This is a genomic window from Bacillus sp. AK031 (genome assembly GCF_053903065.1).
Window position 1 is genome coordinate 936,915 of the sequence record NZ_CP096424.1, and the last position, 13,399, is coordinate 950,313.

Consider the following 13,399-nt stretch of genomic DNA (forward strand, 5'->3'; position numbering starts at 1 on the left):
TACAGTAGAGAGAGTGATAGCAGTGAGTTGGTTTAAAAAAGTTTTTGGAAGATCAAAAGAAGAAAATGTTCACTCAGAAGAGCCATTATATAAAGAAGAAAAATTAATAGATAAAAAGACTGAAAAGAATAAAGAAATAGAAGCAAGGATTTCCTATCAATACCCAAAAGGGGAGTTTCGTTTCCCGGTCATTCCGGATAGGAGAGACGTTCACCGTGAAGAGCGGCAGTCAAGGTCAGAACAAAGAAGACAGCGCCGTGAGCATTCAAGATACGAGGGAAGAAAGGCAGAGCATGAAGAAAAGGTTCAGGAGGATATAAAGAAGAGAGAGAAAGCTCCTGAAAGAGAAGAGGCATTTAAACGTCCTTTCCGGCCTACGGAAATTCCATCACCAATATATGGATTCAGTAAACAGGCACAGCAAGAGCCCGTTCAATATGAATTGAAGAGTACTGAACGAAAGCGCTGGGGACAGGAACAAGGTGAGATTCCAGTTACAGATGAAGTGCAAACAGAACAAGAGACTGTAAGAATAAAAGAATCTCATGAATTATCAGGAGAGTCTGAAGTGGTAAATGAACCGGCACCTGTACTTGCAGAGAGTTCTTATGAAGCCCCTTTGCTTCAGGAAACAGTGGAAGTCCAAGAGCATACAGAAAGAGCGGACTATTCTGAACCGCTGAGTGATTCTGTCCGTAACCCAAATGAAATCCAGACAAGCACTGAAAAGGAAAATGCAGAACCTGCTCAAGAGGCAGACAGCTTAACAACCTCAGCGGAACCGGAATTCACACCGAAAGAAGACGAACTTGAGGTTGAAACAATTGAGGAAACTGAAGATGAAGAAATCAGCAATAGCTTTGCAATTGACGAACAGCAAGCTGAAGAAGCTGGAGAAACAGAAGAAGGGGATGCTCAAGCAGGCTCTTCCAATCGTTCTCACCTCCCGTTCAATGTCCTGATGCTGAAGCAGGATAAGCGGAACCTGGAGAGAAAGAGATTCACTGAAACAGCTATGGGGACCATTCAAGCGAGTCAAGAAACAGAAGAGAAGGCTTCCGTTGAGGAAACAGCTGTTACTGCATGCGAAGCCGAACCAGCGCCAGTTGAGCTGCAGGAAGAGCCAGCTGTCCAAGAGAGCAGTATGAATACGTCCGAAGATACAAACGAAATCGAGAAAAGCACAGAGCCGGATAACAGAGAACCTGTGAATGATCTTTCTGAAGAAAGCCAAGAACCGGTGAAGTCATCTTCACGCTCTCATCTTCCATTTAATGTCCTCATGTTAAAGCAAGATAAGAGGAAGATGAACCATAGCAATCCGGACCCGAATGCGGCAGCAGCCCAACCTGCGAAAAATGAGCAGGCACAAGCTGATGATAATGCTTCATTAAAAAATTATGAAGCTCTTTCAGAACAAAAAGATCAGTATGAGGGGTACACATTTCCCCAGGTGAACTTCCTGGCACCGCCGGTCATGAAAGAGTCCAGTGGCGAATGGCTTGAAATTCAACAAAACTTACTGAATGATACGCTGGCAAACTTCAATGTCCGGGCGAGTGTGGTAAATGTTACTGAAGGTCCTTCGGTGACCCGGTTTGAAGTACAGCCGGAGCCAGGGGTTAAAGTGAATAAGATCACTAATCTGTCTGATGACATCAAGCTTAGCCTTGCAGCAAGGGACATCAGGATTGAAGCGCCGATTCCAGGGAAGCACACAATTGGGATCGAAGTGCCGAATAAGCAGAGCCGTCCCGTGTCGCTGAGTGAAATCATTTCAAGCAGCCCATTCCAGGACAGTTCTTCCCCATTAACGGCTGCTCTGGGATTGGATATTTCCGGTGAACCAATTGTCACAGACCTGAACAAAATGCCGCATGGACTGATTGCTGGTGCTACAGGATCCGGGAAGAGTGTCTGCATCAATTCTATATTGATCAGCCTCCTATATAAGGCTTCGCCTCAGGACCTGAAACTGCTGCTGATCGATCCGAAAATGGTCGAACTCGCTCCTTACAACAGGATGCCGCATCTTGTCAGCCCGGTCATTACAGATGTCAAAGCGGCAACGGCAGCCTTGAAATGGGCAGTTGAGGAAATGGAAAGAAGATATGAACTATTTGCTCATACTGGTGTCAGGGATATCAGCAGATATAATTTGAAAGCAGAAAGAAGCGGTGATAAGAACCAAAAGCTTCCTTACCTTGTCATTGTGATTGATGAGCTGGCCGATTTAATGATGATGTCTCCAGCTGATGTAGAAGAAGCGATTTGCCGTATCGCCCAAAAGGCCCGGGCATGTGGAATTCATTTGATCATAGCTACTCAGCGGCCTTCAGTTGATGTCATTACCGGTCTGATAAAGGCAAATGTTCCGACGAGAATTGCATTCTCTGTATCATCCGGTGTTGATTCACGAACGATCATCGATTCCAGTGGTGCTGAGAAACTGCTAGGAAAAGGGGATATGCTGTTCCTCGAGAATGGTTCTTCCAAACCTGTAAGACTGCAAGGGACATTCGTCTCCGATGATGAAATTGATGACATAGTCAACCATGTTAGAGAACAGGGAGAACCCAACTACTTATTTCAGCAGGACGAGTTGCTGAAGAAAGCGCAAGTGGATGACCAGGAAGATGAATTGTTCCTCGAAGCATGCGAGTTTGTCGTTGAACAGGGTGGAGCATCGACCTCATTGATTCAAAGGCATTTCCGGGTCGGGTACAATCGTGCAGCAAGGCTGATCGATATGATGGAAAGCCATGGAATTGTATCTGAAGCGAAAGGAAGCAAGCCCCGCGATGTGTTAATTTCTGTCAAGGAGCTTCAGGAGCTTCAAGAAACTAGTACTATAATCTGATAAGTGGTATTCTTATAAGGCAGTCAAAATACTTTAATGGATACATCCATTTATATAACAGGAAGGTGAAGGATGTTTACAAATCGTTCTTCACTTTTTTGTTCAATGATTTTTTTGAAAAAATACTGTTTAAAACAGATTGGTTATAATAGACTTTTTATCTTGCTATAGTTTATAAAGTGTCGATATTCGCTGCAGGCGTCTGACTCCTTCGGGAGAATCGTGAACGTCCAGTTACAGCGCCGGCCATTCGGGTCTGATCAGGCGCATCCACTTTTGATTGCAATCAAAATAGACATGTAACAGTTGATGGTAAGGAGCTTTTAGGATGAAAGAAATACAATTAAAACTTCAAGGTAAACTAAAAAGACTGACGAATGAAACGTTTAAGTTTGACGAAAGGGTCAAGGAAGGTTGGTTTTCTGCCGTTTATTTTTTGAAGACGAGAGAGATTGCCAAAAAATATAAGGCAGACAGCACGATTACAATGCAGTTCTTCCAAAAGGAACACGCTGTCCTTTGCGGCACGGATGAAGTGATTGCGCTGCTTCATACTTTTGCTGACAATCCGGAAGACCTGGAAATCCATTCCTTGAAGGATGGAGATCAAGTATCTCCATTCGAAACAGTACTGACTATAAAAGGACGCTATCAGGACTTTGGTTACCTTGAAGGAATTATTGATGGAATCCTTGGGAGAAGGACATCGGTTGCAACCAATGTTTACAAGCTGATGAAGGCTGCCTCCCTGTCAGGAAAACAAAAGCCTGTCATTTTTATGGGGGATCGTGATGATCATTACACTCAGCAGGCAGGGGACGGCTATGCCGCTTTTATCGGCGGATCGACCGCCCAAGCCACTCATGCAATGAATGAATGGTGGGGGAAGCAGGGGATGGGGACGATGCCGCATGCCCTTATCCAGCTCTTCAATGGGGATATTGTTGCAGCAACACAAGCCTATAAGGAAACATTTCCTGAAGATGAGCTGATTGCCCTTGTTGATTACAATAATGATGTCATTTCCGATGCATTGAAAGTTGCCAGGGAGTTCGGTGATGAATTGAAAGGGGTCCGTGTGGATACTTCCCGTACAATGATTGACAAATATTTTGTCAGGAATCAACAGGTTCTCGGCACTTTTGATCCGAGAGGCGTCAATGCAGAGCTTATCCATGCCCTGCGAGGGGAACTAGATGCGGAAGGATTCAATCATGTTAAGATTGTCGTTTCTGGCGGATTTACTGAAGACCGGATTCGATCCTTTGAAGAGAATGAAGTGCCAGTCGATGTGTATGGAGTCGGTGGAAGCCTCCTTAAAGTCAATATTGGGTTCACGGGTGATAATGTTATTCTTGACGGGAAGCCGCAAGCTAAAGCCGGCAGAAAGTTCAGGTGGAATGAAAGACTGGAAAAAGTCGAATGGCAATAGGTGTGAAGACGAGTGGAGAAGAAAGATTCGCTGATCAACTTAACCTCTTATAAGCAAAAAAAGCAGCTGCAGGCTGAAATGCACGCATATGAGCTGTATCAGCAGAGCCTTGCCTATCTGGAACGGGAGACGAACATCCGTGAGAAAGTTCGTGCAAAGTTTCTTTTCTCCAAAAAATTCTCTCTTTCTCTGGAAGGTGTTTCAGCTGGTTCACAGCTGGATTACCTTTTCAGGCAATGGCTCTTGTTTGACTATAAAACAATTGAGAGAAAGACAGTGTTCCACCAGTTTTTGAATGCAAATGCTGACAATATAACAGAGACTGGCCGGATGCTCGGTGCCATGTTTCTGACCGCAGCTTGGGATGCGGTGGAAGTGCTGGAAAACGATAGCGATGAAAAATCATTAATTGTACAGAATATATTACATAAGCATATAGAAGAGGTCCTGGATCCTTCCAAAGGGACATCCTTGAAAGTGGGAGACCTTATTTTTATCAGAAAAGTTCCTTTAGTGACAAAAGGAATGTTAATCGGTCCTCCTTTCAGGGTAAAGGATGGAGAAATATTTAACAGTCTTTTGGATGATTATCAAAGCATGAGCAATGACAGCGGCATGACCTGGCGGAGCTTTTCAAAGGAATTTGCCGCCAAATTTATCGCTCAATCAATATAAAGTCGTACTTGTCGTTCATAGCCACTGGCATAAAAAGATGATATAATCTTTTCATTATAACGCGGTCAATACTGAAGCTGGTTGTTGTTCATTAAGTTACTTTGTTTTTGGCGGTGCGGTGTGAAAGATTTACTGGCTGGCAAAAATGGATTAATGTCATATACTGCTTACAGATAGATGATTGTTGGAGGTTCTAATATGACAATATACCATTTCGTTGGAATAAAGGGATCTGGAATGAGTGCGCTGGCCCAGGTGCTTCACGATATGGAGTATGAAGTACAGGGCTCTGATGTGGAGAAATACTTTTTTACACAAAAAGCTCTTGAAGATTCTCAAATAAAAATCCTGCCTTTCCAGAAAGAGAATATCGGGCAGGATATGAATGTTATTGCGGGAAATGCTTTTCCAGATACACATGAAGAGATAGAAGAAGCAAGAAAACAAGGGCTGCCTGTAACAAGGTATCACAGTTTCCTTGGTGATTTCATGCAGGAATTTACGTCTGTGGCTGTAACAGGGGCGCATGGGAAGACTTCGACAACCGGCCTGCTGGCACACGTAATCAGAGGCGCAAAGCCTACTTCCTTTTTGATCGGGGATGGAACAGGCAAAGGGGAAAAAGATGCTGAGTACTTCGTTTTCGAAGCATGTGAGTATAGGAGACATTTCCTATCTTACTACCCTGATTATGCCATCATGACCAACATTGATTTTGATCACCCGGATTACTTCGCGAATGTTGATGATGTTTTTCAGGCATTCCAGGAAATGGCGATGCAAGTCAAAAAGGGAATCATTGCATGCGGCGATGATGAACATTTGCAAAAAATTCAGGCAAAAGTTCCAGTTCTTTTCTACGGCTTCGCCGAGGAAAATGACTTCCAGGCAAGAAATGTTGACAAGACGCCTGAGGGGACAACTTTTGATGTATTTGTGCGGAATGAATTCTTTGCCTCATTCTCTATTCCTGGCTATGGTGATCACAGCATCTTAAATGCATTATCCGTTATTGCCCTATGCCACTATGAAGACATCGATACAGAAGTGGTTAAGGAAAGACTTGCGACATTCCAGGGGGTAAAGCGCAGATTCTCTGAAAAGAAAATCGGTGATCAGATATTAATTGATGACTATGCCCACCACCCGACGGAAATTAAGGTTACGATCGAGGCAGCAAGACAGAAATACCCGGACAAGGAAATTATAGCGGTATTCCAGCCTCATACGTATACAAGGACGCAGACATTCTTAAATGAGTTTGCCAACAGCTTATCAGAAGCTGACCAGGTCTACCTATGTGAAATCTTCGGATCTGCCCGGGAAAACCACGGAAAGCTCTCCATCCATGACCTTATAGGGAAAATTGAGAATTCTGAAATGATTGATGAACAGAATACAAAAGCGCTCTTGGCCCATAAAGATGCCGTTTTAATCTTCATGGGGGCCGGAGACATCCAGAAGTTCCAGGATGCATATGAAGAAACACTGCGAGATCATGTAGAATAAATCAACCAAGCTGACAGCCGATGTGCTGTCAGCTTTTTCGTGAGGAATTGCTTTAGCACGCTAATTCGTTATAGGGGACTGTCCCTCTTAGTGCTTTAAAGTATTAAAGTGAAGAGAGTGAAAAAACACCCCGCTCCTCAAGAAGGCGGGGTGTTTTGCAGGGGCTTCATTCTTACTTCAGATTTTCCGGGTTCAACTGCTGGAGTTCAGGAAGGGTGAAACGGCCGTCTTTGCGGATCAGCACATCGTCAAAGTAGATCTCGCCGCCGCCGTATTCAGGTCTTTGGATATTGACCAAATCCCAATGGATGTTCGAATGATTGCCGTTATAAGCCTGTTCATAGCATTCACCAGGGGTGAAGTGGAAGCTGCCGTCAATCTTTTCATCAAAAAGGATATCCTGCATCGGATGGAGGATGAACGGGTTAACTCCGATTGCGAACTCCCCGATATAGCGTGCACCATCATCAGTGTCAAAGATTTTATTGATTCTGTCAGTATCATTTGCAGTTGCTTCAACAATTTTTCCATTTTCAAAGTTGAGAACAACGTTTTCAAACGTAAATCCGTTATACGGTGAAGGAGTATTGTAAGAAATCTTTCCGTTTACAGAATCTTTAATTGGAGCTGTGTAGACCTCTCCGTCCGGGATATTAAGGCGTCCTGCACACTTAACCGCTGGAATATCTTTGATGGAAAAAGTCAAATCCGTGCCTTCACCGGTGATTCTTACTTTGTCTGTTTTGTTCATTAGTTCCACCAAACCGTCCATGGCTCTGTCCATCTTCGCATAATCAAGGTTGCAGACGTCAAAATAAAAATCTTCGAATGCTTCGGTACTCATTTTGGCAAGTTGAGCCATGGAAGCATTCGGATATCTTAATACAACCCACTTCTTCTTCGGAACACGGATTTCACGATGTACCTTTTTGCCTATCGTATTTCCTTGGATCTTCATCTTCTCAGCCGGGACATCTGCATGCTCGTTGATATTATCGCCAGAGCGAAGGCCGATATAGGCGTCCATTTTGTCCATCACGTTAGCTTCGAACTCTGCCATCATATCGTATTGTTCTTCCTGGGCTCCCATCAGAAGGGAACGGTCCACCGCGTGGTCTTTCAGCAGCACGAAGGGGTATCCGCCTGCTTCATACGCTTCGGTTACCAGCGCGGTTACAAGCTCTCGCTGCAATCCGAAGTTTTCAATCAGCACTTTTTCGCCTTTTTGCAGCTGTACGGAGTATTGAATAAGATTTTTTGCAAGCATTGCAATACGCGGATCTTTCATATGTATACCTCCCAATTCTGTTCTTTGACACTGCAGCTTCCTGATAGTCAAAGTTGCTTTTATATAAAGCCTATCCATATTGTAACCGAAAACACCACAATCTTTGTACAGAAAGATTTCTCGGGGCTTTTTGAAAAAAATAAATTCGTTAGTTAAAAAGAAAACGGGAAATAATAAACTGCAGAATCATGCAGGAGAAATAGGATCCGATAGAGAAACTAGTGTTTAAGGCGGCTTTAGGCCGGGTAAAGAAAAGCTATAAACAGGAGGTGCTGAAAAGGTGGAAATTATTTTATATTTGAGTGTAGCATTGATTGCCATTGCATTTTTAATCCTGGTGATCAGTCTGACAAAAACCCTTAAGTCGGTCCAAACGACTTTAGATAGTGTTTCCCATACGCTTGACGGCCTGGAAACACAATTACAGGGAGTGACAAGAGAGTCTGCAGATCTCCTACATAAAACCAATAAACTTGCAGAAGATATTCAGCAGAAATCGGAGGAATTGAACACTGTTGTTTATGCTGTAAAAGATGTAGGAAGCTCGATTCAAGGACTAAACTCTTCAGTGAAAAAAGTGACAACTTCCATTTCTACGGAATTGGAGAAAAACCAACATAAAATCTCACAAGTTGTACAGTGGGGGAAAGCCGCTATGGAACTGAGGGATAAGTGGAAGCAGAAGGAAAAACCTTATCACGGTACAAGAAATGCTTATACAGCCGAAGAAGCAAAAGCGTCCGCTGAAGCAGACAGAAGAGAGAAGATGATCAGAAGAGCAAGACAGAACTAATAATATTTAAAGGGGAGGATGTAAGAATGACACAAACGACAAATGACCAATACAAGAACCAGGTGAGCCACGGCCATCAAAACGGCGGTACAAATACTAATACGCATGAGGGAAGCATCAATGCGAAGGACTTCCTAATCGGTTCCTTAATCGGGGGAATTGTCGGAGCAGCAACGGCATTATTCCTGGCTCCAAAATCCGGAAAGGAACTGCGTGATGATTTAAATACGCATGCTGGTTCACTGAAGGAGAAAAGCAGCCAATGGAGAGAAACTGCCATGGAACGCGGAAATGATTTAGCTGCAGCAGCGAAAGAAAGAACTTCAGGTATTACAAAAACAGTTCAGGAGCAATCCAATAACCTGGTTAATAAAGTGAAATCAAGAAATACTAATGAGGACACGGAAGGTGAAGAGCAGCTTCCTGTAGAAACAGAACAGAATGAGGCTCAAGAGCTTAACGACAGGCTTGAAGAAACAAAGAAAGCCTTTGATGAAACAGAACAATCTATCCATCAATAATGAAGATGACGGTGAAGGCGGGTACCTGCCTCGCCGTTTTCTGCTGAAAGGAGAGGTAATCATGAAGAAAGTGGAAACAATTGAAGAGTTTAACCAGATTCTTGATAACAAAGAAAAATTCTTTTTCCTGAAACACAGCTTGACCTGCCCTATCAGCGGCAGTGCTTTTGAAGAATATCAGAAGTTTGCCAATGAGGCGGAAGAGCAGGAAACATACTATCTTGCTGTACAGGAATCAAGGGAATTGTCCAATCATATTGCAGAAGCTTTTGGTATTAAACATGAATCTCCGCAAGCCTTCCTGTTTAAAGGTGGAAAGCCTGTATGGAATGATTCCCATTGGAACATTACCAGCAAACAACTGAAAGGCTTGTAAACAGAAAAGACTGAAGCCATGGGTTTCAGTCTTTTTTGATGAGTTGACCGCGGGGTGAGAGCATTTTAGTTATACAGACAGTGGCCATCTGATTTCAAGTTGATCTCCGGTCTGGATGCTTTCGTAAAAAGTGGTTTCTTCCCCATTTTTCAAAAGAAGAAATTTACCTTGTGAGTTGGCTGGCATTTTAATATCAACATGTCTGAAAAGGTCCTGAAAAATGAAAGGGCTGCGCTCTTTTGAAATTGCCGTTAATTTGTCGCCGGTATAGACTAAACTGTTTTCGTCCAATTTATCTCCATTACGAAAGACCTCCATTATTTCTTTGGAAAGTTCCAGTTCTTCGCCGTTGAAAAAAATATTGATCTTATCGTATAAATTCATCTGTTTTTTTTCTATAATCATTTTTAAAGCGGGAACCTCAGGCTTTTTCATCTCAATGACATCGCCGTTCTTAACCACGGTTGACAATTTTGATTCTCTTCCGTTGACAGTTGTTCTCCCGGAGTAAGCAGGAATAAAGGTTTCTTTCTCATTTATGGTGATATGATAGGAACGTAAATGCTGAAGCAATTCATTTTGGTTTATCCGCTTCAGTGCTGTCTCTATCGTAAGAAGCGGTTCAACCTCAATAACATCTCTGTCTTGCACAACCATATCGATAGAAGCACTCCTGCCGTTAATCATTAAGGTCATTGGAATGGTGTGAAATTCGCCGTTGATTGTCAGGTTGATTTCCGGCTGTGTCTCAATTAGATCTGAAACCTTAATATGAGGGGCTTCTCCATCTTCACCTTTAATGACGGTTATTCTGTCTCCATTCTCAATAGGTTGATCCAGTCCGCTCCTCAGGCCATTTTTCAAAATGGAAGGAGCCATACCATGCTTTCCTGGAAGAGTGATGGACTGTCCATTAACGGACACAATCATGGCCATCCCAGGCTTTCCGTACAATTTGTTTACTTTTAAGCCGGCTGCAAGCAGACAGTCCCCGATGGTAAGTTCTTTGACTTCAAACAATCGGACAGGCTGTTCATTTACATAGGCAGTAACGTACTGTACAGGAGCTTTTTTGGCTGCAATGGCAATACCGATTGGTGTTACCAGTTCTGGTCCTTTTGAGACATTATCGAGGATGCGCAAATCCTGAATGGCGTCGATTCCCCGGACAGCGACCCGATTTAGCGGAAGCTGGAGAGCGGCAGACAGCCTTTCTGGTAATTCAGGTGTAAGGCTGCCTCCCCCGACAAGCATAACGGCTTTAGGTGACTTACCGTTATTCAGCCTCAGGATTTCTTCTGTAATTTCACCTGCTAGATGGTCAATGGAACCTGAAATTTTTTCAACGACTTCATGGCGTGATACTTCTGACTCGAACCCGAGAATATCAGAAACGGTAATTGAGTCATTATTGATTAATTCCCGCTTGGCTTTCTCTGCCAGAGGGAAATCAAGAAGAAGCTGATCGCTTATGGCTTCAGTTATTTCGTCTCCTGCGGTGGGAACCATGCCAAAGGCTATGATGGTTCCCATATCGGTTAGAGCAATATCGGAGGTGCCGGCGCCTATGTCGACCAATGCGACGTTCAGTCTTCTCATGGAGTTGGGAATGAGCACATTGATCGCGGCAATAGGTTCAAGAGTCAAGGCTTCCATCTCCAATCCTGCTCGATTAAGGGCAGCAAGCAAGGATTCAACTACAACTTTCGGAAGAAAGGTAGAAATGATTTCAACTGCAGCCTGCTCTCCTTGCTGATCTACGAGGCTGCCAATCTCTTCTCCATCCAGCTTATAATACAGCACAGAATAGCCTACACAATAATAGTGATAGGTTTGGTTTTCGCTTTGAGCAGCATGAGCCTGTGCCTGTTGGACAGCACTTAGCTCCAAGTGCAGGACGTCTTCTTTAGTAAGGAGCGGTTTCCCTGCAATCGCTATTGAGGCACTGGCCATTTCGGTCTTCAATGCTCTTCCCGCTGCAGCGACACAAACCTTTTTAAGAGGGCCGTGTTTCTTTTCCATTTTTTCTTTAATAGAAGAAATGACGGAGGCAACAGCTGGAACATCATGAATTTGACCGTCGAGCATGGCTCGTTCTTTATGTTCTTTTGAAAGTATATCAATGACTTCATATTTCTTGTCTTCATTTTCTGTCAGAATAATTCCAACGACAGACCTTGTCCCGATGTCAAGGGCGAAAATTTTTGTTTTCTCTGTCATTTACAACACCCACTTTTATTATTTCAGTTTCTTGTATCATGGCGTTCTAGAAAGCTGTTGTTTTCTCTGTTCTTATGATGAAAATTTTTTGCAGTTCTACCAGTTAAGAGTATGATTTCCGCTCCAGGCGCGCGACTCCGCGGGGCGTGCGGTGAGCCTCCTCGGCTTCGCCTGCGGGGTTACGTTCCGGTGGGTACGTAACCTTGGTCTCACCTGTCACGCTACTCCCGCAGGAGATCGCACGCCTTCCGCTCCAATCGAACTTATAAAACTATTTCAAGAATAAGCAGAACAAATATTCCATAACTTTTTTCTTAATAAAGTAAGCCATTCAAAAATAACTTTAACGCGTTGATGAGGTAAAGCATCTTTCGTGACTTTTACCTTCCATTCCATTATAATAAACCCTATTATAAAAAATGTATCATACTTTCAATTAAAAAGTATGCTGTGGTTGAAATTAATATATTAAAGGAAACCATAAAGAGAGGATGTTTGGTTGTGAGTAATAAGGAGCTCGATCAGCTGAGAAGCAGGGTCGATGATATAAACTTGAAGCTATTGGAAAGTATCAATGAACGGGCCAGCCTGGTCCAGGAAATTGGCCGAGTGAAAGAAAAGCAGGGAATGAATCGTTTTGATCCTGTGCGTGAAAGAGATATGCTGAATAATATCATTGCCCATAATGACGGACCTTTTGACAACACGACTATTGAACATATTTTCAAAGAGATTTTCAAAGCGGGCCTTGACTTGCTTCAGGATGGCCATCGTAAAGAACTGCTTGTTTCACGCAAAAAGAAACCGAGCGATACTATCGTCAAAGTAAAGGGTGAGGAGATTGGGGACGGAAACCCTCACTTTATCTTCGGACCGTGTGCTGTTGAATCTTTTGACCAGGTAACGGAGGTTGCCCGTGCGATTCGAGGGAAGGGGCTGAACCTTATCCGCGGAGGTGCTTTCAAACCGCGCACATCACCATATGATTTCCAGGGGCTTGGGTTGGAAGGCTTAAAAATATTGAAGCAGGCCGCAGATGATCATAATTTGGCCGTTGTGAGTGAAATCGTTAATCCGGCTGATATCGAGCCTGCATTGGAATATATTGATATCATCCAGATTGGTGCACGTAATATGCAGAACTTTGAGCTGTTGAAAGCTGCAGGTGCTGCAAGAAAACCTGTCCTGCTGAAACGAGGGTTGTCAGCAACACTTGAAGAGTTCATGAATGCAGCGGAATATATCATTTCACAAGGAAACGGAGATATCATTCTTTGTGAACGAGGAATCCGGACTTATGAACGAGCCACCAGAAATACACTTGATATTTCGGCTGTTCCGATTTTGAAGCAGGAAACGCATCTTCCGGTATTTGTAGATGTCACCCACTCCACCGGAAGACGTGATTTATTGCTTCCGGCAGCCAAAGCGGCTCTTGCAATCGGAGCTGACGGTATAATGGCAGAAGTGCATCCTGATCCTGCTGTCGCATTATCTGATGCTGCCCAGCAAATGAACCTGGAGCAATTTGATCATTTCTATCATGAGCTGACCGGAAAAAAATAAGGCATATACCCAATTTGGCCATCAATTCATTTTGATGGCCATTTTTTATAAAATATTTTCCTAAAGCTTCCTATACCTATTTCAAATGTAGATTTATTGCAGGAGGGAACGCACTAAAGTATGATTAAGCTAGCTTTGTACTGATTAAATTAGAAATCT

At 43.3% G+C, this 13,399-nt stretch carries 10 protein-coding genes; 8 read left to right on the forward strand and 2 right to left on the reverse strand.

Annotated elements, in window-relative coordinates; all coding sequences use genetic code 11:
• Window positions 1–22 precede the first annotated feature (22 nt).
• The 4 genes from M1E09_RS04755 (at window position 23) to murC (ending at window position 6,476) form a co-directional block, all read left to right on the forward strand.
• Complete coding sequence (locus M1E09_RS04755) at window positions 23–2,860, forward strand: DNA translocase FtsK (protein WP_456273713.1); 2,838 nt, start codon at window positions 23–25, stop codon at window positions 2,858–2,860.
• Window positions 2,861–3,188: 328 nt separating this feature from the next.
• Window positions 3,189–4,292: a nicotinate phosphoribosyltransferase gene (locus tag M1E09_RS04760; RefSeq protein WP_456273714.1), complete on the forward strand. Its 1,104-nt coding sequence runs from the start codon at window positions 3,189–3,191 to the stop codon at window positions 4,290–4,292.
• Between the two features lie 12 nt (window positions 4,293–4,304).
• Window positions 4,305–4,967, forward strand: a complete 663-nt coding sequence (locus tag M1E09_RS04765) for a hypothetical protein (RefSeq protein WP_456273715.1) — start codon at window positions 4,305–4,307, stop codon at window positions 4,965–4,967.
• Window positions 4,968–5,165: 198 nt separating this feature from the next.
• The gene (murC, locus tag M1E09_RS04770; RefSeq protein WP_456273716.1) at window positions 5,166–6,476 is read left to right on the forward strand and encodes a UDP-N-acetylmuramate--L-alanine ligase; all 1,311 of its coding nucleotides are present in this window, start codon (window positions 5,166–5,168) and stop codon (window positions 6,474–6,476) included.
• Window positions 6,477–6,648: 172 nt separating this feature from the next.
• Here the strand turns inward: murC and M1E09_RS04775 are convergent, their stop codons facing one another.
• A complete protein-coding gene (locus M1E09_RS04775; protein WP_456273717.1) occupies window positions 6,649–7,764 on the reverse strand; it encodes an aminopeptidase in 1,116 nt (371 codons plus the stop codon).
• A 280-nt stretch (window positions 7,765–8,044) separates the two neighbouring features.
• Here M1E09_RS04775 and M1E09_RS04780 point away from each other — a divergent pair, with 280 nt between their 5' ends.
• The 3 genes from M1E09_RS04780 to ytxJ are packed head-to-tail and all read left to right on the forward strand — an operon-like array spanning window position 8,045 to window position 9,454.
• A complete protein-coding gene (locus M1E09_RS04780) occupies window positions 8,045–8,557 on the forward strand; it encodes a DUF948 domain-containing protein (RefSeq protein WP_456273718.1) in 513 nt (170 codons plus the stop codon).
• A gap of 26 nt (window positions 8,558–8,583) precedes the next feature.
• A complete protein-coding gene (locus M1E09_RS04785) occupies window positions 8,584–9,078 on the forward strand; it encodes a YtxH domain-containing protein (RefSeq protein ID WP_456273719.1) in 495 nt (164 codons plus the stop codon).
• Window positions 9,050–9,454, forward strand: coding sequence for a bacillithiol system redox-active protein YtxJ (gene ytxJ, locus M1E09_RS04790; protein ID WP_456273720.1), 405 nt, complete (start codon window positions 9,050–9,052; stop codon window positions 9,452–9,454). Before M1E09_RS04785 ends, ytxJ begins: the two co-directional genes overlap by 29 nt.
• A 69-nt stretch (window positions 9,455–9,523) precedes the next feature.
• Here the strand turns inward: ytxJ and M1E09_RS04795 are convergent, their stop codons facing one another.
• Window positions 9,524–11,674 carry a cell division protein FtsA gene (locus tag M1E09_RS04795; RefSeq protein ID WP_456273721.1) on the reverse strand — a complete coding sequence of 717 codons (2,151 nt, stop codon included), beginning with the start codon at window positions 11,672–11,674 and terminating at the stop codon, window positions 9,524–9,526.
• A gap of 501 nt (window positions 11,675–12,175) precedes the next feature.
• Between M1E09_RS04795 and M1E09_RS04800 the strand changes: the two genes are divergently transcribed.
• On the forward strand, window positions 12,176–13,240 hold the full coding sequence (locus M1E09_RS04800; RefSeq protein ID WP_456273722.1) for a bifunctional 3-deoxy-7-phosphoheptulonate synthase/chorismate mutase: 1,065 nt from the start codon (window positions 12,176–12,178) through the stop codon (window positions 13,238–13,240).
• The last annotated feature ends 159 nt before the right edge of the window (window positions 13,241–13,399 follow it).